Annotated in this window: 28 protein-coding genes; 8 read left to right on the top strand and 20 right to left on the bottom strand. The window is 69.1% G+C overall.

What is annotated here, in order from left to right; genetic code table 11:
• Positions 1-38 precede the first annotated feature (38 nt).
• The 4 genes from STRIP9103_RS14985 to STRIP9103_RS14970 all read right to left on the bottom strand — a co-directional run bounded on the left by STRIP9103_RS14985 (position 39) and on the right by STRIP9103_RS14970 (position 4,566).
• Complete coding sequence (locus STRIP9103_RS14985) at positions 39-1,394, bottom strand: hypothetical protein (protein ID WP_009311448.1); 1,356 nt, start codon at positions 1,392-1,394, stop codon at positions 39-41.
• On the bottom strand, positions 1,384-2,001 hold the full coding sequence (locus tag STRIP9103_RS14980; protein ID WP_048820310.1) for a DUF6114 domain-containing protein: 618 nt from the start codon (positions 1,999-2,001) through the stop codon (positions 1,384-1,386). The genes STRIP9103_RS14985 and STRIP9103_RS14980 overlap by 11 nt, the downstream gene beginning before the upstream one ends.
• Positions 2,002-2,170: 169 nt before the next feature.
• Complete coding sequence (locus STRIP9103_RS14975) at positions 2,171-2,755, bottom strand: DUF6230 family protein (RefSeq protein ID WP_234022208.1); 585 nt, start codon at positions 2,753-2,755, stop codon at positions 2,171-2,173.
• 833 nt (positions 2,756-3,588) lie between these two features.
• Positions 3,589-4,566 (bottom strand): tetratricopeptide repeat protein, encoded by a 978-nt coding sequence (locus STRIP9103_RS14970; protein WP_009311442.1) that lies wholly within the window; start codon positions 4,564-4,566, stop codon positions 3,589-3,591.
• Positions 4,567-4,786: 220 nt separating this feature from the next.
• Between STRIP9103_RS14970 and STRIP9103_RS14965 the strand changes: the two genes are divergently transcribed.
• Positions 4,787-5,437, top strand: coding sequence for a TetR/AcrR family transcriptional regulator (locus STRIP9103_RS14965; protein WP_009311415.1), 651 nt, complete (start codon positions 4,787-4,789; stop codon positions 5,435-5,437).
• Here the strand turns inward: STRIP9103_RS14965 and STRIP9103_RS14960 are convergent.
• The 5 genes from STRIP9103_RS14960 to STRIP9103_RS14940 all read right to left on the bottom strand — a co-directional run bounded on the left by STRIP9103_RS14960 (position 5,434) and on the right by STRIP9103_RS14940 (position 9,830).
• Entirely contained in the window at positions 5,434-7,134 is a 1,701-nt protein-coding gene (locus tag STRIP9103_RS14960; protein WP_009311416.1) for an acyl-CoA mutase large subunit family protein, read from the bottom strand. The two genes, STRIP9103_RS14965 and STRIP9103_RS14960, sit on opposite strands and share 4 nt — an antisense overlap.
• A 95-nt stretch (positions 7,135-7,229) precedes the next feature.
• Positions 7,230-7,568, bottom strand: coding sequence for a DUF3817 domain-containing protein (locus STRIP9103_RS14955; protein WP_048820312.1), 339 nt, complete (start codon positions 7,566-7,568; stop codon positions 7,230-7,232).
• A 55-nt stretch (positions 7,569-7,623) separates the two neighbouring features.
• Positions 7,624-8,133 carry a MarR family winged helix-turn-helix transcriptional regulator gene (locus STRIP9103_RS14950; protein WP_009311427.1) on the bottom strand — a complete coding sequence of 170 codons (510 nt, stop codon included), beginning with the start codon at positions 8,131-8,133 and terminating at the stop codon, positions 7,624-7,626.
• Between the two features lie 108 nt (positions 8,134-8,241).
• Positions 8,242-8,565 (bottom strand): antibiotic biosynthesis monooxygenase family protein, encoded by a 324-nt coding sequence (locus STRIP9103_RS14945; RefSeq protein ID WP_048820309.1) that lies wholly within the window; start codon positions 8,563-8,565, stop codon positions 8,242-8,244.
• On the bottom strand, positions 8,562-9,830 hold the full coding sequence (locus STRIP9103_RS14940; RefSeq protein WP_009311413.1) for a cytochrome P450 family protein: 1,269 nt from the start codon (positions 9,828-9,830) through the stop codon (positions 8,562-8,564). The genes STRIP9103_RS14945 and STRIP9103_RS14940 overlap by 4 nt, the downstream gene beginning before the upstream one ends.
• 111 nt (positions 9,831-9,941) lie before the next feature.
• On the opposite strand from STRIP9103_RS14940, the gene STRIP9103_RS14935 reads away from it, so the two are divergent.
• Together STRIP9103_RS14935 and STRIP9103_RS14930 are read left to right on the top strand one after the other, a co-directional pair.
• Complete coding sequence (locus tag STRIP9103_RS14935; RefSeq protein WP_009311425.1) at positions 9,942-11,606, top strand: FAD-dependent oxidoreductase; 1,665 nt, start codon at positions 9,942-9,944, stop codon at positions 11,604-11,606.
• A 117-nt stretch (positions 11,607-11,723) separates the two neighbouring features.
• The gene (locus STRIP9103_RS14930) at positions 11,724-12,689 is read left to right on the top strand and encodes an amidohydrolase family protein (RefSeq protein WP_009311450.1); all 966 of its coding nucleotides are present in this window, start codon (positions 11,724-11,726) and stop codon (positions 12,687-12,689) included.
• A gap of 76 nt (positions 12,690-12,765) precedes the next feature.
• On the opposite strand, the gene STRIP9103_RS14925 is transcribed toward STRIP9103_RS14930, so the two are convergent.
• From STRIP9103_RS14925 to STRIP9103_RS14885, 9 genes are all read right to left on the bottom strand, one after another.
• Positions 12,766-13,104, bottom strand: coding sequence for a TcmI family type II polyketide cyclase (locus STRIP9103_RS14925; RefSeq protein WP_009311440.1), 339 nt, complete (start codon positions 13,102-13,104; stop codon positions 12,766-12,768).
• Positions 13,105-13,137: 33 nt separating this feature from the next.
• Positions 13,138-13,617: an SRPBCC family protein gene (locus tag STRIP9103_RS14920; RefSeq protein ID WP_009311457.1), complete on the bottom strand. Its 480-nt coding sequence runs from the start codon at positions 13,615-13,617 to the stop codon at positions 13,138-13,140.
• 1 nt (position 13,618) lies between these two features.
• A complete protein-coding gene (locus STRIP9103_RS14915; protein WP_009311434.1) occupies positions 13,619-13,885 on the bottom strand; it encodes an acyl carrier protein in 267 nt (88 codons plus the stop codon).
• Positions 13,886-14,073: 188 nt separating this feature from the next.
• Positions 14,074-15,324 carry a beta-ketoacyl synthase N-terminal-like domain-containing protein gene (locus STRIP9103_RS14910; RefSeq protein WP_009311455.1) on the bottom strand — a complete coding sequence of 417 codons (1,251 nt, stop codon included), beginning with the start codon at positions 15,322-15,324 and terminating at the stop codon, positions 14,074-14,076.
• Entirely contained in the window at positions 15,321-16,592 is a 1,272-nt protein-coding gene (locus tag STRIP9103_RS14905) for a beta-ketoacyl-[acyl-carrier-protein] synthase family protein (protein ID WP_009311420.1), read from the bottom strand. Before STRIP9103_RS14905 ends, STRIP9103_RS14910 begins: the two co-directional genes overlap by 4 nt.
• Complete coding sequence (locus STRIP9103_RS14900) at positions 16,589-17,053, bottom strand: cupin domain-containing protein (RefSeq protein WP_009311418.1); 465 nt, start codon at positions 17,051-17,053, stop codon at positions 16,589-16,591. The genes STRIP9103_RS14905 and STRIP9103_RS14900 overlap by 4 nt, the downstream gene beginning before the upstream one ends.
• A gap of 43 nt (positions 17,054-17,096) precedes the next feature.
• On the bottom strand, positions 17,097-18,218 hold the full coding sequence (locus tag STRIP9103_RS14895; protein WP_009311453.1) for a SchA/CurD-like domain-containing protein: 1,122 nt from the start codon (positions 18,216-18,218) through the stop codon (positions 17,097-17,099).
• A gap of 404 nt (positions 18,219-18,622) precedes the next feature.
• Entirely contained in the window at positions 18,623-18,916 is a 294-nt protein-coding gene (locus STRIP9103_RS14890; RefSeq protein ID WP_009311412.1) for an MTH1187 family thiamine-binding protein, read from the bottom strand.
• Positions 18,913-19,257, bottom strand: a complete 345-nt coding sequence (locus STRIP9103_RS14885; RefSeq protein ID WP_009311436.1) for a DUF3817 domain-containing protein — start codon at positions 19,255-19,257, stop codon at positions 18,913-18,915. Before STRIP9103_RS14885 ends, STRIP9103_RS14890 begins: the two co-directional genes overlap by 4 nt.
• Before the next feature lie 234 nt (positions 19,258-19,491).
• Here STRIP9103_RS14885 and STRIP9103_RS14880 point away from each other — a divergent pair, with 234 nt between their 5' ends.
• The 4 genes from STRIP9103_RS14880 to STRIP9103_RS14865 all read left to right on the top strand — a co-directional run bounded on the left by STRIP9103_RS14880 (position 19,492) and on the right by STRIP9103_RS14865 (position 22,163).
• Positions 19,492-20,124: an AIM24 family protein gene (locus STRIP9103_RS14880; RefSeq protein WP_048820308.1), complete on the top strand. Its 633-nt coding sequence runs from the start codon at positions 19,492-19,494 to the stop codon at positions 20,122-20,124.
• Between the two features lies 1 nt (position 20,125).
• Positions 20,126-20,776, top strand: coding sequence for an AIM24 family protein (locus STRIP9103_RS14875; protein WP_009311446.1), 651 nt, complete (start codon positions 20,126-20,128; stop codon positions 20,774-20,776).
• A gap of 2 nt (positions 20,777-20,778) precedes the next feature.
• On the top strand, positions 20,779-21,576 hold the full coding sequence (locus tag STRIP9103_RS14870) for an AIM24 family protein (RefSeq protein ID WP_086019268.1): 798 nt from the start codon (positions 20,779-20,781) through the stop codon (positions 21,574-21,576).
• A 110-nt stretch (positions 21,577-21,686) separates the two neighbouring features.
• Positions 21,687-22,163 carry a MarR family winged helix-turn-helix transcriptional regulator gene (locus STRIP9103_RS14865; protein WP_009311452.1) on the top strand — a complete coding sequence of 159 codons (477 nt, stop codon included), beginning with the start codon at positions 21,687-21,689 and terminating at the stop codon, positions 22,161-22,163.
• A 16-nt stretch (positions 22,164-22,179) separates the two neighbouring features.
• Here the strand turns inward: STRIP9103_RS14865 and STRIP9103_RS14860 are convergent, their stop codons facing one another.
• Together STRIP9103_RS14860 and STRIP9103_RS14855 are read right to left on the bottom strand one after the other, a co-directional pair.
• The gene (locus STRIP9103_RS14860; RefSeq protein ID WP_009311432.1) at positions 22,180-23,634 is read right to left on the bottom strand and encodes a sensor histidine kinase; all 1,455 of its coding nucleotides are present in this window, start codon (positions 23,632-23,634) and stop codon (positions 22,180-22,182) included.
• Complete coding sequence (locus tag STRIP9103_RS14855) at positions 23,631-24,299, bottom strand: response regulator transcription factor (protein WP_009311414.1); 669 nt, start codon at positions 24,297-24,299, stop codon at positions 23,631-23,633. The genes STRIP9103_RS14860 and STRIP9103_RS14855 overlap by 4 nt, the downstream gene beginning before the upstream one ends.
• Positions 24,300-24,442: 143 nt before the next feature.
• On the opposite strand from STRIP9103_RS14855, the gene STRIP9103_RS14850 reads away from it, so the two are divergent.
• The gene (locus STRIP9103_RS14850) at positions 24,443-25,168 is read left to right on the top strand and encodes a PepSY domain-containing protein (protein ID WP_009311430.1); all 726 of its coding nucleotides are present in this window, start codon (positions 24,443-24,445) and stop codon (positions 25,166-25,168) included.
• The last annotated feature ends 39 nt before the right edge of the window (positions 25,169-25,207 follow it).

Raw genomic sequence — 25,207 nt, 5'->3', positions numbered from 1 at the left:
GGTGTTGTGCGGCTCCCGGACGGGTCCTGTGCGACTGCTCAGTCGGTCGTGTACTGGTGGAGGCCGGGAACGGTGAGCGTGCCCCCGAACTGGCCCGCCTGGACCACCTTCGCGTTGGTGAAGTAGATCAGCGGGATGTCCAGCGGCGGCGGGTGCTTCGGGTCGAAGGTCACCGGGATCAGACCGAGCAGATTGCCGGAGATGCTCTCGGTGTACATGACCGTGGCGCCGTCGCGGATCGTGGATGTGGTGCCCTTGCCGGCCTGCGCGTGGTAGGTCACCCCGGCCTGCTTGTCCTCGACCGTCTGGTGCAGGTCGCCTATGTCGGTGCCGTCGGAGATGACGTACTTCAGCACCTCCTTGACGGTGCCGTCGGCGGTCTTCACCTTGACGATGCCCTTGTAGGAGGCGCCCTTCAGCAGCAGCGAGCTGGCGTTCAGGTACCAGGGGTCGTTCGGCAGCGGCGGGATGCCCTTCTCCACGCCGCTCTCGTCGTCGGTGGCGGCCGGGCAGTCCTCGGCGCTCACCTCGTCGCTCGGGGACGGGCTCGGCGTCGTCGTGGCGTCGGCGGCGGTGTCGTCGGCCGCGTCCTCGGTGCCGTCGGTGATGTCCTTGGCGGCGTCCTCGACCTTGTCCGCGCTGTCGTCGGCGGTGTCCTGCGCGTCCTTGCCGGCGTCGGCGGCCGTGTCGCCGGAAGAACCGGAGGAGCCGGAGGAGCCGGAGGTGTCGTCCGACGCCGAGGGGGACGGTGTGGCCGAGGGCGTGGCGGTGGAGGTCGACTCGGACTCGTCACCGGTGAACAGGTCCCCGAGCGCGTCGCCGATGTCCTCCAGTACGTTGCCGCCGCTGTCCTCGGAAGCGGAGGGCGACGGCGTGGTCGTGCCGGTGTCGGTGGCCGTCTTCTCGGTGGTCGTGGAGTCGTCCGCGGTGTCCTTGTCGTCGGAACCTGAATCCGACGAAGAGGAGCCGCCGCCCGACGTGTCACCGGACGCCGAGTCGTCCGAGGAGTCCGAGCCCGTGTCCGAACCCGTCGTGTCCTCGTCCTTGGCCGAGTCGTCCGACGTGTCGGCGCTCTCCGAGGCGGAGGCGGACGGGGTCGGGCTCGGGGAGGCCGAGGTGTCCTCGCCGTCCTCGTCGGCCTCCAGGGCCGCCACGCAGTCCTTGTACTCGTCGGCGGTCAGGCTCTGCGACGCGGGGTCCTCGGCGCGGGCGAGGGTGGGCGTGAAGCCCGTACCCATGAGGACCGCCGTCGGCATCGCCGCCAGGGCTATCGCCTTGCCCGCCGGCATCTTGAGCCGGGTGAGAAGGGGCTTCTTGGGCGCCGCGTGCCGCGGTCCGGATCTCGCACGGGACTCTCCCACCGAAGTCCCGTGGGTCACCTCGTCAGCCGGCACTGTGCCTCCCGTTCGTCCCGTTCGTGGGGGTGGTACCTGACAGGTCGTCACCCTCGCCGCCGGCCGCCGCGTTCACGGAGCCGGCGGGCTCCGGGGCGTCGGACTTGAGCAGGGGGTCCGTACCTGGTTGTGCCGTGTTCCGGGGAGCCGGGTCTTGAGGAGCCGGGGTCTTGCCGGGCATCGAGTAGGTGGACGGCACGGACGCCTCCTCCTGCCCCGGCGCCCAGGAGACGGCCATGGCGCCGCCGATGAGCGAGAGCAGGAAACCGAAGCCGAAACCACCGAGGTTGGAGACCGGGATGGAGACCAGCGCCAGGAGGATCGCCGCGGTGCCGGCGAAGGTGCGTACATGCCGCTGGAACCACAGGCTGATCCCGAGCACCACCAGCAGCACGCCGATGATGAGGGAACCCGCGCCGCCCGTCGTCGACATGGCGAGCGTCAGATGACCGAGCTGCAGATTCGCGTACGGCAGGTACATGATCGGGAATCCGCCGAGCAGTACCAACAGGCCCGACCAGAAGGGCCGCGAGCCCCTCCAGTCGCGGAAGCGCCGCCGAAAGGCGCGGAGATAGTCTTCGTTCTGCCCCGTTGACTCGGCGCTCATGGACAACAGCTCCCTGGAACGGTGTTGCTGTGAGAAGTTCGCGTACGACACGTAGTACGAAGCGCGCGTACGGAATTCACGTACGGAGTTCGCGCGCGAGGTGCCCCGCGCTGCGAGAAGGACGGGCGGGCGAAGAAGCGCAGGCCCCCTCACCCGCCCTACGGAGTGCTCAGTAGCACTCCACGACGCCCTTGTGAAGCGACATCTTGAGGTTGCTCAGCTTGAAGGTTCCGGCGGTGGTCGCCCACGCCGTCTGCTTCACATCGGTGAGCGTGGCCGAGTCGGCCTGCTGGGCGAACCCGTAGGGGTTGGCCTGCTCCTTGCCGCCCTTCATGCCCGGACCCTTGGAGGCGTCCTTGGCGGCCACACCGATGTCGATGCCGCGGAAGACGGCATCGCCCGAGAGGTCCTCGACGTCGATGTAGAGGTTCTCGGCCTCGACCTTCTTGCCACCGGTACCGGCGGTCAGCTTGAGGCTGACGCTACCGAGGATCGGCACATTCGGGGTGACGACCGACTGGCACATGTCGGTGATCTCGGCGTTCTTGAACGCCGAGACGGCGACGGGGTGAACCGTCTTCTCGCCCTTGAGGGTGTAGCCCTCGTCGAGCGCCCCGTACTGCGAGAAGCCCGTACCGTCGAGCTGTCCCGCCGTGACCTTGAACGACTGCCCCGACACACTGAACGACGCGGCGAGAGCACCCTGCGCGAGGGCGACACCTATCGCTGCTGTGGCGGCGACGCTGGGCACCATGACCACAGCGAACCGCTTCCATCTGGTCCCGCCACGCACCTGGGACTCCATATTTCCTCCTTCTCGGACGTACATCTCCTGCCACCGGCTCGCCCCTTGACGGCGGCTCGGCCGGGCAGGGATGGGAGAAGTGCTACGTCCTCGGGAAGGGGAGCGCCCGCGCTCGGTGGCGCGAAAAGCGCCCGAATCACCGGCGATCACCCCCGAGCGACAACCACTGGTCGCGCCTGACACGCATCACGCACAACCTGCTGGACAGGCTCTGCCGTTGAGCAGAGACCCCCCTGTCCAAGAGCCGGCGCCACTGTCGCCGGCTCTACTCGGTGGGGACCCAGAAAACCCGTTGACCCGACTGGCTGGCGGGGCACGGGAACGGACCGAGCGTCGCCGATCGTGGTGCATTCTCGCCGCCCCCGCAAGGGGGGTCGTTACTGGCTAGTAACGGACGGATAACCGAACAACGACCCATCGGCATCGAGCAGCGACCGAGGGTGGCTCCAGGTGAGGCGACACACCGGTTGAGAGTTGGACAGAGTCCGACAGATCGACGACTTTCTCTTACTGCCAGTAACAGCGGCCGCGTTTACCAAGATTTGGTAAAGCGCGACCGCGGTGTCGCTCCGTCGACAAATCTTCCCCGTCGGCCCCACACGTCCCGGCAGTGCCGATCCGTGCGCCCGGGCCGCGTGTTCAGCGCGAACGGCGAGGCGCCGCACGCCGAGCGGGAGCCGATCCGCGGTGAGTGCGAATCAACTCGCGGCGGCCATCGGCCGAATCGCGGTGAGTGTGAGCCGACTCGCGAGGGACACGAGTCGGCTCACGGTGCGCGCGGATCAGAACAGCGCCCGCGCCAACGCCCGGCGCGCCCCGGTCACTCGCGGATCGTCGGCCCCCACCACATCGAACAGTTCCAGCAGTCGAAGCCGTACGGCCTCCCGGTCGTCCCCGGCCGAACGCCGCACCGTCTCGACGAGCCGGCCGAAGGCGTCCTCCACATGTCCGCCCACCAGATCGAGGTCCGCGGCGTCGATCTGCGCCTGTACGTCGGTGGGGTTCTCGGCGGCGGCCTTGCGCACGTCCTGGGGGTCCATGTCCTGCACCCGTCGCAGCAACTCGGCCTGCGCCAGGCCCAGTTTGGCCTCGGTGTTGCCCGGGTCGTCGCTCAGCACGTTCTTGTACGCCTGCACCGCGCCGCCGAAGTCGCCCGCGTCCAGCGCCTGTACGGCCGCCGCGAGCAGGTGGTCGTACGGGCCGGCCGGGACCTGGGGCGCCGACTCGACAGCGGCGCCGGGCTCGGCGTCCGGGTCCACCACGAGGCCGGTGAGGCCGAAGCGCTGCTCGGCGACCTGCACCAACTGGTCGAGCGTGGCGCGGATCTGCTGCTCGGGGGCGGCCCCCTGGAAGAGCGGCAGCGCCTGCCCCGCCACGACGGCGAACACCGCCGGGATCCCCTGGATCCCGAACTGCTGCATCAGCATCTGGTTGGCGTCGACATCGATCTTGGCGAGGACGAACTTGCCGTTGTACTCGACGGCCAGCCGCTCCAGCACCGGGCTGAGCTGCTTGCAGGGCTGGCACCACTCGGCCCAGAAGTCGATGACGACGGGTACCTGGGTGGACCGCTGCAGGACCTCGCTCTCGAACCCGGCCTCGTCGACGTCGATGACCAGGTCGGCCGGGGAGACCGCTCCTCCTCCGCCCTGCCTGGCCGCTTCGGCGCGCGCCTGCTCCGCCTTCGCCTTGGCCTCCTGGGCCGCCTTCACCGCGGCGAGGTCGACGACTCCGCTCATGGACATGTTCCGTGGCTGCATGAGTACATCCTCCCCCCTCCGAGCGCGCGCGTGAAAAGCGATGTCAAGGCCGATCGACGTACCGCCGCGTTCCTCCCCCACGACGGGGCCGCCAGCTTTCGCTACGGGTCGTAGCGTAACTGCGCTCGCGAAGGCTATGTACCCACTCCCGCGTGATCTCTCTCACGACATCGGCGAAGACCTTGTGAACGGCCGGATCCGGTCGGCATATGGTCGACGGATGGAGAGCCGCACGCCCGCGCCCCGCGCCACGGGCCGCCCACGCAGCGCCGCCGCGGACGCCGCGATCCTGGCGGCGACCCGGGAGGCTCTCGTGGAGCTGGGCTGGTCCAAACTGACGCTCGGCGACGTGGCGACCCGCGCCGGCGTCGCGAAAACCACCCTCTACCGCCGCTGGGCGGGCAAGAACGAACTCGTCGTCGACGCGGTCGCGGAACTCTTCGACGAACTCCGCCTCCCCGACCGGGGCAGCCTGGCGGCGGACATCGAGGGCGTCGTCCTGCGGTTCGCCGCGATCCTGGCCCGCCCCGAGGCCAAGAGCGGCCTCATGGCCGTACTGGCCGAATCCACTCGCGACGACGCCCTGCGCGCACGCATCCGCGCCTCCATCGTCGACCGCCAGAAACGCCTCGTTCTGGAGGGCCGTGCCCGAGCCCACGCCCGCGGCGAACTACCGGGCGAGGAGGACCCCCGCACAGCGGCCCACACCACCGACCTGATCTTCGACGTGGTGGCGGGCGCGGTGGTCCACCGCACCCTGGTGAGCGCCGAACCGGCCGACGAGGACTGGGCCCACGGCTTCACGAGGCTGCTGCTGCTGGGGCTCAAGGGTGCCGCGGCCGACGACGGCACCCAGAGCCCCGCCGGTTAGAACCCCGCCGGTTCCGTGTACACCCCCCACTCGTCCCGGAGGGTGTCGCAGATCTCGCCCAACGTCGCTTCCGCGCGGACCGCGTCGAGCATGGGCCCGATCATGTTGGACCCGTCGCGCGCGGCGTCCAGCATGGCGTCCAGTGCCCGGCGTACGGCCGCGCCGTCACGGTCGGCCCTGCGCCCGGCCAGCACCCGTACCTGCTCGCGCTCGACCTCGTGGCTGACCCGCAGGATCTCCAGATCCCCGGTCACGGACCCGTGGTGGACGTTCACCCCCACGACCCGCTTCTCGCCCTTCTCCAGGGCCTGCTGGTACCGGAACGCGGACTCCGCGATCTCCCCGGTGAACCATCCGTCCTCGATCCCCCGCAGAATTCCGGACGTCATCGGCCCGATGGGGTGCCGCCCGTCGGGGTGGGCCCGCAGTCCCCGCTCCTTGATCTGCTCGAAGATCTTCTCCGCGTCCGCCTCGATCCGGTCGGTCAGCTGCTCGACGTACCAGGAACCACCCAGCGGATCGGCCACGTTGGCGACCCCGGTCTCCTCCATGAGCACCTGCTGCGTCCGCAACGCGATCTCGGCGGCCTGCTCGGACGGCAGCGCCAGCGTCTCGTCGAGGGCGTTGGTGTGCAGCGAGTTGGTCCCGCCGAGCACGGCGGACAGCGCCTCCACCGCCGTACGCACCACGTTGTTGTACGGCTGCTGCGCGGTCAGCGAGACCCCGGCGGTCTGCGTGTGGAACCGCAGCCACTGCGCCTTCTCGCTCTTCGCCCCGTAGACATCCCGCAGCCATCGCGCCCAGATGCGCCGCGCCGCACGGAACTTGGCGATCTCCTCGAAGAAATCGACGTGCGCGTCGAAGAAGAAGGACAGCCCCGGCGCGAACACGTCCACGTCCAGCCCTCGGCTGAGCCCCAGCTCCACATATCCGAACCCGTCGGCCAGCGTGTACGCCAGCTCCTGCGCGGCCGTGGCCCCGGCCTCACGGATGTGATAGCCCGAGACGGACAGCGGCTTGTACGCCGGGATCCCGGCCGCGCAGTGCTCCATCAGATCGCCGATGAGCCGCAGATGCGGCTCCGGCTGGAAGAGCCACTCCTTCTGCGCGATGTACTCCTTGAAGATGTCGGTCTGCAGCGTGCCGTTGAGCACGGCCGGATCGACACCCTGGCGCTCGGCGGCGACGAGATACATGCAGAAGACGGGCACGGCGGGCCCACTGATGGTCATGGAGGTGGTGACGTCCCCCAGCGGGATGTCCTTGAACAGCACCTCCATGTCCGCGGCCGAGTCGATGGCCACCCCGCAGTGCCCGACCTCCCCCAGCGACCGCGGATCGTCGGAGTCCCGCCCCATGAGCGTCGGCATGTCGAACGCCACGGACAACCCACCGCCGCCATTGGCGAGGATCATCTTGTACCGCTCGTTGGTCTGCTCGGCGTTCCCGAACCCGGCGAACTGCCGAATCGTCCAGGTCCGCCCCCGGTACCCGGTCGGATACAGCCCCCGGGTGAACGGAAACTCCCCGGGCCACCCGATCCGCTCGAACCCCTCGTACGCATCCCCCGGCCGCGGCCCGTACACAGGCTCCACCGTGTCCCCGGAAAGCGTCGTGAAGTCACTCTCGCGCTTACGCGCGGCGTCATACCGAGCCTGCCAGCGTCGGCGTCCCTCTTCGATGGCGTCAGCGTCCATACCGCCAATTTACTTGGACGTCCTAGTAAATGTCGACGGCACGCCGCCGTACGCTCACCCGTACGGCGGTGGCGGTCAAACGGCGGAGCCGGCGATCACGCTTTGGCGGCCATGGGCGAAGCATCCTCGATCTTGCCCTCGACCTCGTGGGTGATCCGGCGTTCCACGAAGAAGGCCGCCGTGGGGATCGTGCCCGCCAGCAGCACCCACAGCTGCTTGCGCACCGGCCACTTCGCCTTGGAGCCGAGATCGAAGGCGAAGACCAGGTACAGGACGTACAGCCAGCCGTGCGCGATACCGATGACCTGCGTGAAGCTGTCGGCGCCGTCCATCTCGAGCAGATACTTGGCGATCACGCCGAGGGTCAGCAGGACCAGCAGCACACCGGTGACGTAGGCCAGGACGCGGTAGCGGGTCAGCACGCTCTTTTTCATGCGCATGAGCGTAACCACCGGTTTCGAACGATCTTCGAGCGCCCCTGGCGACCGCTCAGCTCTCCTCGAAATCCCCCGCAGCCACCCTCAGCGGGCGGAGCATCGCGAAGATCTCGGCGCATTCCTCGGCGTCGTAGGCGCTGAGGCCGAAGTCCATGGCCATGAGGTCCCGCGTGGCGGCGTCGCAGACTTCGCGGCCCTTGTCGGTGATGGAGGCGAGGGTGCCGCGGCCGTCGTTGGGGTTGGGGCGTTTGTCGACCAGGCCCGACTTCACCAGGCGGTCGACCGTGTTCGTCACCGAGGTGGGGTGCACCATCAGACGTTCGCCGATCTTGGACATCGGCAGCTCGCCCTTCTGGGAGAAGGTGAGCAGCACCAGCGCCTCGTAACGCGCGAAAGTCAGCCCGTACGGCTTGACGACCGCGTCGACCTCGGCCAGCAGGATCTGCTGGGCACGCATGATCGAAGTGATCGCGGCCATGGACGGTACGTTTCCCCAGCGCTGCTTCCAGTGCTCGTCGGCGCGTGCGATGGGGTCGAAGGGAAGACTGAGGGGCTTCGGCACGGCACCAGACCTTACCGGCCGGTCACATGATGGTCAGCCCCTGTCTCCTGTTTCGGTCAGCGCGACGGGCCCGTCACCGTCACGGATGATCGAGCTCATCGCATCCGTTCAGGGCGTATGAGACCCCATCACCTGGAAGACCGCCGTCCATCGGTCGTCGTGCAGGCAGGCGTTCATCGGCTTGACCAGACTCTCGTGATCAGGGTCGATGCGCCACCCTCTGATGGATTCGGGACTTTCCCACTCGCTGGTGAGCAGCCACTGACCGGGATCGTCGAGGGAGCGGCAGAGCTGTTCGCCGAGGTGTCCGGGGAAGCGCGCGGCACGTTCGAGAACGCGTTGATAGGCCGCCACGAAATCCGATTCCCTCCCTTCGCGCACGCGGAGCAGGCGAACGACTCGCACATGCGACGGAGCCGGAAGGCCGGTCATGACGGGTCGAGCGTGACGGGAAGCTCCGCCAGCCCCCGGAAGGCGGGGAACGGTACGGTGAGCCAGCGCGCCTCTTCCGGCGCCCCCACCAGTGTCATGCGCGGATACCGCCCGAAGAGCGTGGTGAGGGCGACCTGCATCTCCAGCCGGGCCAGCGGAGCGCCGATGCAGTAGTGCGGGCCATAGCCGAAGGAGAGATGCGTGGCCTGGACGTTCGGGCGCCGCACGTCCAGCTCGTTCGGCGCGGCGAACATCTCCGGGTCACGGTTGGCCCCGGTGATCGAGATCTGGACGAGCGCACCCTTGGGGATGAGCGTGTCCCGGATCACGACGTCCTCCTTCGCGTAGCGGAAGGTGGAGTTCTCCACGGACGACTCGAACCGGAAGATCTCCTCCATGGCCGCGTTCATGGAATTCGCGTCCCGAAGCGCCAGTTCCTTCTGGTCCGGTCGGCTGAGCAGGTGGTACACGGCATTGCCGATCTGGTACGCCGTCGACTTGTGGCCGGCGAAAAGGAGCACCCACGCCGTCGAGACGAGTTCGTGGTCGGTGAGCGCGCCCTCCTGGTCCTTGGCCGTGACGAGTGCGCTGAGCAGACCCTGGTCCGGCTCCCTCCGCTTTCGCGCGCACAGGTCCACCAGATAGTCGCGCAGGTTTCCCTCGGCCACTTCCAGTGCTTTTCTCGCCTCCGGCCCGAAACCGGTCTGCGCCACGGTGGCGGACCATTCCTGAGCCTGTTTGCGTTCGTTCTCCGGGACGCCCAGGAGTTCGCAGATGACGTGGAGCGGCAGCGGGAAACAGAACTCGGGGAGCAGGTTCACCGCCCCAGCCGTCGGGCACTGGTCCAGGAGATCTTCGGTGATCTGCTGGACGCGCGGACGCAGCGATTCCACCCTTTTCGGGGTGAAGGTGCTGCCGACGATCCTCCGGAGCCTGGTGTGCTTCGGGGGGTCCGAGAAGAGCATGTTGTCGTCGAGCGCGATCGACGAGTCACCGAAGATGCGGTGGTAGGCGTCGATGGCACCGTACATGTCCTTGCTCAGCCGGGGGTCGGCCAGGGCGGCGCGGGCATCGTCATAACGCGTGATGAGGTACGTCTCGACGCCGTGCGGTGGCGACAAGGGGCATACGGGCGCCGTCTCCCGCAGCGCGGCGTACACGGGATGCGGGTTGGCGCGAAACTCCCGGCTGCACGAGGAGGCCGCGGCTGCGGCCTCCTCGGACGACAGTGCCTCGAATTCCTCGGATGCGAACGCTTGCGTCATGACTGGTCCCGGGGTAGCCGTTGATTTCCGTGGTCGGATCCACCGTTTCCCGGGCGGCACCGCGCCGCAAACGGCGCTGCGCCATATGGGTCGGCTCGCCGTACGAAGTGTGTGTGGCAGCCCGACTTGGTAAACATCGACGACGTGAGCGGACACCAAGCGGAATCTGTATCAGTTCTCGTCGCAGGTGGATCCCTGGTGGGTCTTTCCACTTCGGTTTTCCTGGGGCGCCTCGGAATTGAGCACATGCTCGTGGAGCGGCATGCCAGGACATCGACGCACCCGCGTGGCCGCGGCAACAATGTGCGCACCATGGAGATCTACCGGACCGCCGGCCTGGAATCGCGTATCCGGGAGGCAGCCGGCATTCTCGCCGGGAACGACGGAATTCTCCAGGTGGACACCCTCACCGGGAAGCAGCGCCGCTGGATCATCCGCGACATCTCCGGTGGCATGGACATCTCCCGGGTGAGCTCCTCGGACTGGTGCCTGTGCAGTCAGAACGATCTCGAGCCGGTGCTGTTGGACTACGCCCGGGACCAGGGTGCCGACATCCGCTTCGGCTCCGAGTTGCTCTCCTTCACGCAGGACGGGGACGGGGTACGGGCGCGGGTCAGGAACCGGGACACCGGTGAGACCCACACCGTGAGCGCCGACTTCCTGGTGGCCGCCGACGGCCCCAGGAGCCCCATCCGCAACCACCTGGGGATCGGCCAGTCGGGACCCGGTGAGCTGTTCCACAACGTCAGCGTCACGTTCCGCAGCAGGGCGCTGAAGAGGTACGTCGGAGAGAGACGATTCGTCGTCTGCTATGTCACCGACCCCCAGGGCGAGGGCGCCCTGCTGCCGGTGGACAACGAGGAGCGCTGGGTGATCCACGTTCCCTGGTACCCCGACCGGGGCGAGGCCCTGGAGGACTTCACCGACGAGAGGCTGGCGGCACACATCCGCGCGGCCGTCGGCGTCGCCGACATCGACGTCGAGATCACGGGCAAGGCGCCCTGGCACGCCTCGAAGCGGGTCGCGGACAGCTACGGCGAGGGCCGGGTCTTCCTGGCCGGCGATTCGGCCCATGAGATGCCGCCCACCGGGGCGTTCGGCTCCAACACCGGAATCCAGGACGCCCACAACCTCGCCTGGAAACTGGCCGCGGTGCTGCGCGGCTGGGCCGGCCCGCCGTTGCTCGACACCTACGAGCTCGAACGGCGGCCCGTCGCCCTCGCGACCGGCACACGCGCATGCGTCCAGGCCGCCGACGAGCAGCACCCGGGATTCAGCTCCGCCGCCGACCGCAACAACGACCCGGCCGACCTGATGACCGTCGCCCTCTGCTATCGATACACCTCGAACGCCGTGGCGGACGCCCCCGCGGAGCGGCCGATCGTTCCCGAGGCGTTCCACCTGGGCGGCGAGCCGGGCAGCCGCGCACCCCACATGTGGGTCACGAGGGGAGACCGCAGGATCTCCACGCTCGACCTGTACGAGCGTTCCTTCGTGCTGCTCGCCGGGGCCGGGGGGCAGAAGTGGCGGACCGCGGTGGAGAAGGCCTCCGAGCACCTGGGCGTCCCCGTCGAGGCGTATCTCGTGGGAACGGGTCCCGATCACGACCTCGTCCCCGATGCGGACGCCGACTGGGCCGAGCTGCACGGCACGGCCGAGGACGGTGCCGTTCTCGTGCGCCCCGACGGTTTCATCGCCTGGCGGGCGGACGCCGCGATGCCGGACGCCGACCACGTCCTGACGAACGTGCTGCGGAGCGTGCTCTGCCGCGACTGAACCCCGCGGCCTCTCCCACTGCCCTCTCCGGCTGCCTCGCCGGCTCTCCCCTTCGACTGCTCTTCGACTGCTCCCTCCGACCGCCCCTTGTGAACGACCGACCCCGAGGACCCCGTTATGACCGATGCAGGACGCGTCGACGTCCACCACCACTTCACCGCCCCGGCCTGGCTGGACTGGGCGGAGGAACGAGGCGTCGTCAACCGCGAGAAGCTGCCCTGGTGGACGCGCTGGGACCTGGACGCGGCACTGGAGCTCATGGACAAAACGGGCATCGACACCGCCGTCATGACGGTAGCGATGCTCGGCCGGTTCCATGAGCGCGCGGAGCGCCAGGAGAGCGCGGGTGTCGCCCTGCGGGCGGCGGCCGAGGTCGTCGAGGGCAACCCCGCGCGCTTCGCCTTCTTCACCCCCGTCTTCCTCGACGACCTGGAGCTCTCCTCGTGGAGCATCCGCTACGGCCTCGACGAGCTCGGTGCCGTCGGAGTGAGCACGCGGACAAGCGTGAACGGCGTCTTCCTGGGTGATGAGTCGCACGACCGCCTCCTGCGGGAGCTGAACGACCGGTCCGCGGTCATCAGCACGCACCCGATGGAAGTGCCGGCCGGGAAGGACGGCGGCGCGGGGCTGCCGGGAATGCCGCCCTTCGTGTGCGACTTCCTGATGGACACCACTCGTGCGGCCATCAACCTCATCAGGAACGGCACCCTCGATCGCTACCCGAACCTCAGCTTCATCCTTCCGCACGGCGGAGGCTTCCTGCCCTACATGGCCACCCGGCTCGAACTCTTCGGCGGGTCCCTCACCCCGGGGATCGAGCCCGGCCGGGTCCATGACTACCTGCACCGGTTCTACTTCGACACGGCGGGCCCCATGTCCCCCTCGGCCACGCCCACGCTGCTGGCGACGGTGGACCCCGACCGCATCCTCTTCGGCACGGACTGGCCACCCACCCCCGCGCAAGTCGTCGCCGACAAGGTGACGCCCGCGCTGGACGGCGACCCCTGCCTGTCGGAGCAGCAACTGGAGGGCATCAACCGGGAGAACGCCCTGCGGCTGATGCCGGCGCTCGCGCGTCGGTGAAGTCCGAGGACGAGGTCCGAGAAGGCCGCCACCCGCGCAGACCGAGCGCGGGCGGCGGCCTTCTCGTTCTCGTCGTTCACCGGATGGCGCCGGTGTTCCTTTCCCAGTGGTAGAAGCGCCGCGCCATCGCGTCCTTCGGACCGCGCCAGGTCTGCGGGTCGTACGGGCTGACGTACGCTTCGAGCCTTCTGCTGATGTCGCGGAACTCGGGGTGCTCGGACACGCGCGCGATGGCGGGGCCCGGGTCCTGCTCGGCTTCGATGAAGTGCATGTACACATCGCCGAACTGGAAGAGGGAGCGCTGGGTCACCCCGACGAGGTGAGGGAGTTCGCCGCGGTCTGAGGCCGCGAAGACCTCGGCTATGTCCGGAGCCGACTGGGGGGCCATCCGGGCGACGATCAGGGCGTGGTGCATGGGGCGTGAGGTCTCCTTCCGCGACAACGTCGCTCAGGCGGGCGTGTCGGGTGCGGTACGCCGCTCGTCGGCGGCCCGCTCGATGCGGTCGCGGATCAGGGCCATCTGGACCCGCGAGTTGCGGTTGATGATGTCCGTCATCCCGGCGTCGTCGACGGGGGCGTCGGGCTTCATGGCGAAGTCCTGTGTCCAGCGCATCCGGGTGCCGTCGGGGGTTTCCTCGTACTCCCACTGGATGTTCATGTACTTGAACGGGCCGGGCTCGACCCGGCGTGCCCGGACGGTGAGCTTCTCCCGGTCGGTGACCCGTTCCGACACCCAGCTCCACACCTTCCCGTTCTCGTCGGGATGCATGGTCAGACGGAAGGTCACCGTGTCGTCCTCGCGGGACAGCACCTCGACGGCCGCGTACTCGCTGAACAGCCGCGGCCAACGCTCGAGGTCGTTGGTCATGTCCCAGACGAGGTCGACGGGTGCGGCGATGGTGATCTCGTTCTCGGTGTGCCCTGCCATGTCAGGCTTCCGTCCTCAGCACGTCGTTGACGAGGTCGAGGAAGGCGCGGGGGCTCTTGCACCGTTCGGCGTCGGTGGGCAGTGCCCGGCCGTACCGGTTCTCCAGCTCCCCCACGATGCCGAGGAGGCCGAGCGAGTCCAGCCCGAACTCGGCGAAGGTGGAGTCCACCCGGGCTTCGAGATCGTGCGGGTCCACGGTCACGCCGGCGGCCTTCTTCATCAGCGTGGCCAGTTCCTCGACGGTCACTTGGGTAACTTCTGTGGTCATACGGGTTCTCCTTGTCGTACCAGTTGTGAAGGGATCTGAGCGGCCCTGGTGAAGTCCGGCGCGGTCCCGCGCCCCGTCGGGGGCGCGGGACCGTGCCGATATGCGGCTCCGCCGCGATGGGGGTCCCTCCCGCTCGAGCGAAGTCGAGAGTGGGGGGAGCGACCAGCCCCACCGGGCCCGCGGGCTCATCACCGTGCTTCCAGCGGAGCGCCACGGCGCAGGACCAGCGCCGCGTTGGAGCCCATGAGCCCCCGGCTGAGGACCAGGGCCGTGCGGAGCTGGGCCGGACGTGCCCTGGAGGTCACCAGGTCGATGTCGTGGCAGATGTCGAAGACGCTCGGGGTCGGCGGTATCTGCCCGTGTTCCATGGCCATCACCGCGGCTGCGATGTCCAGCAGGGGAGCCCCGCAGTACGACCGTCCGATGCCGGTCTTGGGGGCCGTGACCGGCACTCGCGTGCCGTGCGGGCCAAGGGCGTCGGCGAGGGCCAGCGCCTCGGCACGGTCGGCCTCCGGTACGCCCATCGCGTCGGCGAAGACCACGTCGATCTCCTCCGGCGCGCAGCCGGCCTCGTCCAGGGCACCACGAATGGCCTGCGCGAGCCCCTCCCGTGACCGGCCCCAGCGTGAGGCGCCGGTGAACGTGGCGGCGTGTCCGGCCACGGTGGCGCGGACGACCGCGTCCCGGCGCCGGGCCCGGTCCAGGTCCTCCACGACCAGCACGGCACCGCCCTCGGCGGGCACGAAGCCGCAGGCCGCCGAGGTGAAGGGGCGGTAGGCACGCGCCGGGTCCTCCTCGGTGCTGAGCTCGGGGTAACCGAGCTGGCAGACCCCCGAGTACGGGGCGAGCGGCGCCTCGGCCGCCCCGACGACGACCACGTCCGTGCCCCGCCGCACGGCCCGGGCGGCGTGCGCGACGGCGTCCAGGCCGCCCGCCTCGTCGCTGGCCACCACCCCGCAGGGGCCCTTGAAGCCCTTGCGGATGGATATCTGGCCCGTGCTGGCCGCGTAGAACCAGGCGATGGACTGGTAGGGCCCGACGAACCGGGGTCCCTGTCCCCACAGCTTCTGCAGTTCCCGCTGGCCGAACTCACCGCCGCCGGACCCGGCGGCGGTGACCACACCGACGGAGTACGGCGAGTCGGCGGCGCCGCTGCCGAGCCCCGCGTCCTGCAGGGCGGCGTCGGCGGCGGCCAGCGCGAAGTGGGTGAACTTGTCGGTCTGGACGAGGAAGGTCTCCTCGATGAGCGCCGACGGGTCGAATCCACGGACCTCGCCGGCGACCCGGAGCGGAAGGTGCTCGCAGCCCTCCCGGGTGATCCGGTCCAGTACGCTCGCGCCCTCCTTGACGTTCTTCCAGTAGGCGTCCGTGGTGGAGCCGTTGGGCGCGACCACACCGATCCCCGTGACCGCGGTGTGCCGGGTGCGTCGACCGCTCATCGTCGTCTCCTCCCAGTCGGCCCCGTCAGGAGCACCGCGGACTGGAACCCGCCGAAGCCGCTGCCCACGGAGAGCACGTTGTCGAGCCTGCGCGGGCGTGCGGTACGCGGTACGTAGTCCAGGTCGCACTCGGGGTCCGGGGTCTCGTAGTTCGCCGTCGGCGGCACCACCTGGTGGGCCAGGGCCAGCACGCAGGCGACGACCTCGATCGCGCCGATCGCACCCAGTGAGTGACCCACCATGGACTTGATCGAGCTCATGGGCGTGTCGTAGGCGTGGGAGCCCAGCGACTTCTTGACGGCGGCGGTCTCGTGCCGGTCGTTCTGGCGGGTGCCGGAGCCGTGCGCGTTGACGTAGTCGATCTCCGTGGGATCCACGCGCGCGTGGTCGAGCGCGTCGGCGATGGCCCTCGCCATCTCCAGGCCCTCACTGGTCAGACCGGTCATGTGGTAGGCGTTGCCGAAGGTGGCGTAGCCGCCGATCTCGCAGTAGACGTGCGCACCGCGAGCACGGGCGTGCTCCCGGTCCTCCAGTACGAGGACCGCGGCACCCTCGCCCATGACGAACCCGTTGCGGTGGGCGTCGAAGGGCCGGGAGGCATGCGCCGGATCGTCGTTGTTGGGTGATGTCGCCTTGATGGCGTCGAAGCAGGCCATCGTGATCGGGGAGATCGGGGAGTCCGACGCTCCGGCTATGCAGATGTCGGCGCGCCCCTCCTCGATGGTGTGGAAGGCGTAGCCCACCGCGTCGAGCCCGGAGGTGCAGCCGGTGGAGACGGTCTGCACCGGGCCCTGGGCGCCGAACCGTTCGGCGACGTCCGCCGCGAGCGTGCTGGGCGAGAACGCCCGGTGCAGATGCGGCTCCGCCGCGCGATGGTCGACGTCCCAGCGCTGTCCGCGCTCGCTGACCAGGACGTAGTCGTGCTCCAGCCGGGTCGTGCCGCCCACCGCGCTGCCCAGGGACACGCCCACGCGCCAGGGGTCTTCCCTGCCGAAGTCGACACCGCTGTCGGCCACGGCCTCCGTCGCGGCGACGAGGGCGAACTGTATGTACCGGTCGGCGCCTTGGACCAGCTCGGGTTCGAGCCCGTGGGCGAGCGGGTCGAAGTCGCACTCGGCGGCGATCCGGGACCGCAGCCCCTCGGGATCGAACAGGGTGATGCCGCGCGTCGCGGTACGGCCGTTGGACAGAAGGTCCCAGAACGCCGGCACCCCGATCCCACCGGGGGCGACGACACCTATGCCGGTGACCGCCACCCGCCGGCTCATGATGGGGCCCCCTGTCGTTCGGGCCGCGCGGTCGACTCTTGGACGAGCGGATACGGCTTGAGGTCCTGGTTCTCCGCCACGGCCTCCGTGTCGACGTGGCCCAGGCTCGGCTCCGGCGCCAACGGCCCCAGGTGGAAGACCATCCGGGCTTCCACATCACCGACGTTGCGGAAGCGGTGCCGCATGTCGATGGGGATCATGAGGCCTTGGTCGACACACAGAGGAAACGTTTCTCCATCGAGGTCGACCTCCAGGTCGCCCTTGACGACGTACACGAATTCCTCGGAATACGGGTGATAGTGCTCGCTGATGCGTTCGCCGGGCTGCATGATGGCCAGGCCCATGAATCCGCTCGTGGAACCCACCGTGACAGGTGTGAGCATGGTGCGCAGGTCGCCGCCGCGCTTACGATTGGGCTCGGTCTCGCTCAGGTCGACGATGCGCGGGCGCGTCTTGTGCATGGTCCGTCTCCAGGTTGGGCAGTGGGGGTGTTGTCCGTGGCTGTCAGGGCTGCGAGGCCCTGCGATCGGTGATCAGCGTCATGTCGGCGTGCGCCAGGAGGCGGATCGCGTCGCGTTCGCTCGTGAGCCGTCCGACCATGCCGAGCGCGGCACTGTCGAGCAGTCGTGCCAGCACCGCGGTCTTCCGCTCGCCGTGGACAGCGAGCGCCATGACCGGATCGGCCTCGGGATCGCTCGACACATCGATGAGTCGGACGACGATGTCGTCGCGGTGGAAGACGGTGCTGCGGTACACCGACCCGGCCGGGTCGTCCGCGGCGGTCTCGTCCTGGTGGGAGAGCAGCCGGGCCAGCGCCATCCCGGAGCCCTTGCGGGCCGGGTAGTACAGCGCGTGGCGCCGCAGTTCGGCCGGTTCCGGTCCGCCACGGGCCACATGGTGCACGGCCGGCATGGCCGCGCGGATGAAGAAGGCGCGTGCGGACTCGGGGTCGGTCAGATCCCTGTTCACCTCCAGATGCGGATTGATGGCCTCCTCCACGGCCCGCACCTCCGGCTGACGCGAGACGTGCCGCAGGGCCGCCATCAGGTCGCCCTCCACCTCGACCGTGCGTACCACCCGGTTGCCGTGCATGAACAGGGTGGTGCGGCTCAGCCGGGTGGACTCGTCGACGCGTGCCTGCGGCGGCGCGTAGTCGGCGAGGATCTCCGCGACCTTCGACTCGGAACCCGGCTTGACGGTGAACGTCAGCGCGTGGCGCACCACCCCGTCGCCCACCCGCGGGGAGCCCAGAAGTCCGTCGGAGGTCCCGGTGGCGGGAGAGAAGATGCGGCCGGTCTCACGCAGGACGCTGTAACGCGTCGACCGGAGGTCACGGACACAGCTCTGCATGGGCCTGACCATCTCCAGGTGCTCCTCGCTGTTCACCCAGGCGAGGTACGGCGGTTCGCCTTCCCATTCGCTCGTGATGATCCACCGGGACGGGTTCTCCACGGACTGGCACAGTTGGTCATGGAGGTGACCGGGAACCGACACGACTTGCCTGCGCATGTGTTCATACGCGTCGAGGAACTGTCGCTGGGCGCCTTCGTGGAGCTCAACGGACAGGATGACCCGTAGCCTTGAACCGTCGAACGCCGACTGGGATATGGATTTCGAAGTAGTCATCCAGCAGGCCCTTCCTTCACTGGCAAGCGTCAGCCGCCCCGTCTGTCGGAGGCTCGAACGGCGGTCGGCTCTGAGCCTTCATCGTGAGTCGGCGGCACGGACTCCGCGAGCCGCGCGGGCCGATTGAGGGAACCGCCGCAACTGCCCGCCGCGCGCGGCACGTCGGTCCGTGCCGACGCCGCAGGTCGCAAGGCGCGCGTGCGCCGCGCAGACGGTGGCCAACGCGCCGACCAGGGCCCCGAGTCGCCCCCACGGTCCGGCGCCGCCCGCGCCACCACCGCACCGGTCACGGGGAGTTGGCCGGGGCGCGCCGAAGGGAGGCGGGGCCACGACAAAGAACCCCGGCCCAGAAGGGCCGGGGTCAGCGGTTCGGGGCCGGGGTCGGCGGTTCGGTCCTCGGAGGGCTACGAGGACAGATGGCGCTCCACCGTCTCCACCTTCGACGTCAGACCGTCCGTCACACCGGGGCGGATGTCGGCCTTCAGGACGAGCGAGACCCGGGGCGCACGCTGCTCGACGGCGGCGACCGCACGCCGTACGACGTCCATCACCTCGTCCCACTCCCCCTCGATCGACGTGAACATGGCGTCGGTCCGGTTGGGCAGCCCGGACTCACGGACCACCCGTACGGCGTCGGCGACGTACTCCCCCACGTCCTCGCCGACGCCCAACGGCGTCACGGAGAAGGCGACGATCACGCGTTCACGATCCCTTCCTTGCGGGCGCGGGAGGCGATCACCGCGTCCTCGGCCTCACGGCGCAGCTTCCGGTCGGCGAAGAAGCCGCCGGTCGGCAGCACGGAGAGGGCGAAGTACAGCGCGGCGGTCTTCCGCGACCACTTCGTACGGTTCCAGGCGTCGGCCCAGAAGATCACGTACAGGATGAACAGGATGGCGTGGACCCAGCCCATGACGGGCACCGCGTTGAAGTCCGTGGTCCGCTTCAGCACCGAGCAGACGAGCAGCAGCAGGAACGACACCGCTTCGGGCGCGGAGACGAGGCGCAGGCGGCGGAGGGCGGAGGCGGTCTTTATGTCCACGGTTCACCTTCGGTGGGGTCGGCCGGATCGGCTGGCGAGTCGTCGAGCTTTGTGAACGGATGCACAAGCGTCCCCATTGTGGCATCCGACCCCGACAGACCGGGGCACGGGGGTCCGGACGCCGAACTCCCGGACGTCAACCTCCCGAAGGCCCTAGGGGTCCCCTCGGGGTCGAGATCCGCCTCTGGGATCTGTCCTGTCCGGCTGTCGGCCGGTTAACGTCACCCCGTGGCAATGTTCCGACTTCAAGGCAGCAAGGTGCTCGCCGTCGACATGACCGGGGACGCCGTCAAGGCGAAGAACGGCTCGATGGTCGCGTACGACGGTCAGATGTCGTTCAAGAAGCTGAGCGGCGGCGGCGAGGGCATCCGCGGGATGGTGACGCGGCGCCTGACCGGTGAGCAGATGACGTTGATGGAGGTGACGGGGCAGGGGACGTGCTGGTTCGCGGACCGGGCCTCGGAGATCAACCTCGTGAATCTTCAGGGGGACAAGCTGTACGTGGAGTCGAGCAATGTGCTCGCGACGGACTCCGGCCTGCGGACGGGCACGAGCTTCACGGGGCTGCGCGGCGCCTCGCAGGGCAACGGCCTGTTCACGACGACCATCGAGGGCCACGGCCAGGCGGCGATCATGTCCGACGGCCCGGCGGTGGTGCTGCGGGTGAGCCGCCAGTACCCGCTCACGGTGGACCCGGGGGCGTACATCGCCCATCAGGGCGACCTCCACCAGTCCTTCCAGTCCGGTGTGACGTTCCGCACGTTCCTCGGGGAGGGCGGCGGCGAGGCCTTCCAGATCCGCTTCGAGGGCGACGGAATCGTCTACGTCCAGCCGAGCGAGCGCAACACGATCGCGGGAGATGTGTGACATGCCCTTCCGTGAGATCAACTCCAAGATGATCGAGGCGACGGTCGTGCCCGGCCAGCGGCTGTTCAGCCAGCGCGGGGCGATGCTCGCCTACAAGGGCGAGGTGTCCTTCACGCCCAACATCCAGGGCGGCCAGGGCGGTATCGCCTCGATGATCGGCCGCCGGGTGGCGGGCGAGGCGACCCCGCTGATGACCGTCGAGGGCAACGGCACGGTGATGTTCGGGCACGGCGGCCACCACATCCAGGTGATCAGCCTCACCGGGGACACGCTCTACGTCGAGGCCGACCGTCTGCTGGCCTTCGACGGCACCCTCCAGCAGGGCACGATGTTCATGGGCTCGCAGGGCGGCGTCATGGGCATGGTGCGCGGCCAGGTCACCGGCCAGGGCCTGTTCACCACCACCCTCAAGGGCCACGGCGCCGTCGCCGTCATGGCGCACGGCGGCGTGATCGAGGTGCCGATCACCCCTCAGCGCCCGGTCCATGTGGACCCTCAGGCGTATGTGGCGCACCACGGCGACGTACGCAACAAGCTGTCCACCGCGCTCGGCTGGCGCGACATGGTGGGCCGCGGCTCCGGCGAGGCGTTCCAGCTGGAGCTGAGCGGCAGTGGTGCGGTGTACGTCCAGGCCTCGGAGGAGAAGCTGTGAGCATGTACGGGGCCCCGGGCGCCGGCCCGACCGTGTACGACCCCATGACGTTGCCGAGCGACGACAACGTCAACAACTACACCTTCTGCGTGGAGCTCAAGGGGAGCCAGTGGTTCCTGCAGAAGGGCAAGATGACCGCCTACTACGGCCAGATGGAGTTCAACGGCATCGGGCACGGCCGTCTCGACCGTCTTGTCCGTACGTCCTTTCATTCGCCTCTGCACGCGAGCGACTGGGTCGTGGCGGAGGGCTCCGGCAAGATGCTCCTCGCCGACCGGGCCTTCGACGTCAACTCATACGACCTCGAAGACGGCAACCTGACCATTCGCTCGGGCAACCTCCTCGCTTTTCAGCCAAGTCTCGCGCTGAAGCAGTCCATCGTTCCGGGCTTCCTGACCCTCATCGGAACGGGCAAGTTCGTGGCCGCCTCCAACGGCCCGGTGGTGTTCATGGAACCGCCCATCCGGGTCGACCCGCAGGCACTGGTGGGCTGGGCCGACTGCCCCTCCCCGTGCCACCACTACGACCACGGGTACATGACGGGCATCATGGGCGGTCTACGTGCGATGACGGGCATCGGCGGCGCCTCCGGAGAAGAGCACCAATTCGAGTTCGTCGGGGCCGGTACGGTGCTGCTCCAGTCCTCCGAGACCCTCATGGCCGAGCAGGCCACGGGCATGGTCCCGAGCGAGCCGGGAGTACCGGGTGGCGGCGGGGTACCCGGCCACCACGGCGGGCAGCCCGGCACACCGCGCCTTCCCGGACAGCTCGGGGACCTGCAGCGTCGCTTCGGGCTGTGAGCGGTAGTCTGCGGAGGGTGACATCGAACGTGTGCGCGTCGCCACCCGCAGAACCCGAATCCTGCAACCCTCAGTAGTTCGCCTTTCAACTTTTTAGGTAGACTTCATTCATGGAGACCGAGACGGCCACGCGCTGGCTGACCGATGCGGAACAGTGCGCTTGGCGCACCCATCTGGACGTCAACAGACTGTTGACGCACCAGCTCGAAAGGGATCTGCAGCCGTTCGGCCTGACAATGAACGACTACGAGATCCTGGTGAACCTGTCCGAGTCGGAGGGCCTGCGGATGCGGATGAGCGACCTCGCGTCCGCGACCCTCCAGTCCAAGAGCCGCCTCTCGCACCAGATCACGCGCATGGAGAACGCGAACCTCGTGCGCCGCGAGAACTGCGAGTCCGACCGGCGGGGACTGTATGCCGTGCTCACCGAACACGGCATGGAGACGATGAAGAAGGTGGCGCCACATCATGTCGCCTCCGTGCGACGGCACTTCATCGATCTGCTGCCGCCGGAGGCACTGGAAGAGCTGCACAAGTCGCTGACGCCCATCGCTGAGCACTTGCGGAGCCACCGAGCCAAACCGTAGCGCTCCGCCCTGCCCCTCAGTGCGCCGGCGGCTTCAAGGGCAACCTCAGTTCGAAGAGGGCGCCGCCTTCTGGGGCATCTGTGACCTTGAGGGTGCCTCCGTGGCGGGTGGCGATGTCCCTCGCGATCGCCAGGCCCAGGCCCGCGCCGCCGTCGTCGCGGGCCCGGGATTCATCCAGGCGGACGAAGCGTTCGAAGATTCGGACACGGTCGGCTTCGGGGACGCCGGAGCCGTCGTCGGCCACCGCGAGGACGATCTGCCCGCCGTCGCGGCGGAGGTTCACCGAGACCCGGTCCCGGGCGTGCCTGCGGGCGTTGTCCAGCAGGTTGCCGAGTACCCGGGCGATCTGCCCGCGAGATCCGCGTACCTCCACCGAGTCGACGGACTCGACCGTCACTCCGGCGCGGCCGGCCGTCTCCTCCCTCACGACCTTCGCCAGGTCGAAGTGCGCGTCCGGTGGGGGGCGTTCCCCGGCGTCCAGGCGGGCGAGGAGGAGCAGGTCGGCGGCGAGGGTCTGCAGGCGTACGGTGTCCTCGACCGCGCCCTCCAGGTCCAGCAACTCCGGGTGCGCGGCGGCCACTTCGAGCTGGGTGCGCAGCGATGCGATGGGGCTGCGCAGCTCGTGCGAGGCGTCGGCGACGAACGCGCGCTGCCGCTCCACCGAGGTCTCCAGCGCGGCGAGCGTCTCGTTCGTCGTACGGGCCAGGCGGGCGATCTCGTCGTGCGTGTCCGGCTCGGGGACGCGTCGCGCCAGGTCCTCGGAGGCGGTGATCGCCGCCATCTCGGCTCGGATGCCCTCGACGGGGCGCAGGGCTCGGCCGGTGACGACATAGGTGGCTCCGCCGACGGTGAGGAGGAGCAGGGGCAGGCCGATCAGCATGGTCGTCAGGGTGGTGCTGACGGTGTCCTGTTCGGGGGAGAGGGTGGAGCCCGCGTAGACGGTCAGCGGGACATCGCCGGGTGTGACCAGGTCGAGCACCGCGAAACGGTAGTCCTCGGTCTCCCCGTCGACGGTCGCGGTGCCCTCGGCCTTCCGCACGTCCTCGGCGACCTCACCGGTGGCGAGGGCGTCGTCCTCGTCCGCCTCCGCGTCGTCGTCGGTGTCGGTGTCGACCGTGGCGTCGTCCGCGGCGGTTGCCGCGCTCCCGCTCGACCGGGTGCGCGCGTGGGCCGTGACGCTCATGGCCTCCACGTCCTCGCCTGCCGCGACCACCCGTCCCCGCCGGTCCAGGACCTGGACGGCGTTGTCGTCGCCGTCGTCCAGTTCCAGGTCCGCGTACGCGACTCCCTGGGCCAGTTTCGTGGCGACCGTACGGGCCTCCGAGTCCGCCCTCGCCTCCGCCTGACCGATCAGACTGGCCCTCAGCGACAGCAGTACGGCCGCGCCCGCCGCGACCAGCGCGATGGCGACGACCACGGTCGCGGCGACGGTCGCCCGGGCGCGCACGGAGCCGAAGAGCCGGCGTCTCATGGGCGGGCCTCCAGTCGGTAACCGGCGCCGCGTACGGTCTTGATGCGGGTGGCGCCCAGCTTGCGGCGGAGGGTGCTGATGTAGACCTCGACGATGTTGGGGTCGCCGTCGTACGCGAAGTCCCAGACGTGCTCCAGGATGTCGGCCTTGGAGACGACCTCGCCGGCGCGCACGACAAGCTGCTCCAGGACGGAGAACTCCTTGGTGGTGAGGGCGACTTCGCCGTCGGTGAGGAAGACGCGCCGGGCGGCGGTGTCGAGCTTCAGATCGCCGACGACGTGCACGGGAGAGGCGCCGCCGGCGGGGCCGCGACGCCGGAGCAGCGCCTTCACCCGGGCCACGAGGACGACGTACGAGAACGGCTTGGTGAGGTAGTCGTCGGCGCCCGTGTCCAGGCCCTCGGCCTCGTCGTACTCGCCGTCCTTGGCGGTGAGCATCAGGATCGGCACATCGTGGCCGGCGGCGCGGAGGGCGGCGCAGACGCGGTAGCCGTTCATGCCGGGCAGCATGATGTCGAGGATCACGAGGTCGTACGACCCCTCGCTCGCCCGGTGCAGGCCCTCGGTCCCGTCGTGGACGACATCCACGGCGTACCCCTCGGCCGTCAGCCCCTTGGCCAGCGACACCGCGAGCCGCTTCTCATCTTCCACGATCAACAGACGCATGCGCACAGCTTGGCAAAACGAACCTGAAGGCATCTTCAGGGTGCTTCAGGTCGGCTTCAGAGTCGGTCGGGCAGATTGGTTCCCGTCGAAAGCACACGACAGCGAACAAGCCGGTCGTACTCATCGCTATCGGGAGGAACCCCATGAAGCGCAACATCGTCATCGCCACCATCGCCGCAGCGGCCCTCATCGGCGGCGGCACCGCGACCGCCATCGCGGTCTCGGGCGACGACGAGGCGCAGGTGAAGCGGTCCAGCGTGCAGGTGTCGGACGACGACAAGGGCCGCGACGACGATGTGGAGGTCGCGGACGACAAGGACGACCGCGACGACGCCGACGACAGGAACGACTCGGCCGACGACAAGGCCGGTACGGACGGCCGCGACGACGACGCGGACGACAGGGCGGAGGACTCGGCCGAGGCCAAGGCCGCGGACGTCAGTGCCGCCGACGCCATAACCGCCGCGCTGAAGCACAAGGCCGGTACGGCGGTCTCCGCCGACCTCGACGACGAGGGCACGAACCTGGTGTGGGACATCGACATCCTCACCGACGGCGGCGCCTGGCACAGCGTCCAGATCGACCCCGGCACCGGCAAGGTGCTCGGTTCCCACGCCGACCGCGACGACGACGGTGACGACGCCGCCGAGACCGAGCGGATCCGGGCCGCCCTCAAGGGCAGCTCCGTGACCGCCGCGGAAGCCGCGGAGGCCGCCGCCGCCAAGGGCACCGTGACCTCCGTCGACCTCGACGAAGAGGGCCGCGACCAGGCCTGGGAGGTCGACACCACCGCCGCCGACGGCACCGGCAACGACTGGCGCGTCAACCTCGACTCCGCCAAGGTCACCGCCGACCACTCGGACGACTGACACCCCCGAGACCTTTCTCCCTCCCCCCACAGGTAGGGG

The sequence above is a fragment of the Streptomyces ipomoeae 91-03 genome, from assembly GCF_000317595.1.
In the GTDB taxonomy this organism is placed as follows: Bacteria; Actinomycetota; Actinomycetes; order Streptomycetales; family Streptomycetaceae; genus Streptomyces; species Streptomyces ipomoeae.
Note: the sequence above shows the minus strand (reverse complement) of the source record. Positions and strands in the feature narration are given on the sequence as shown.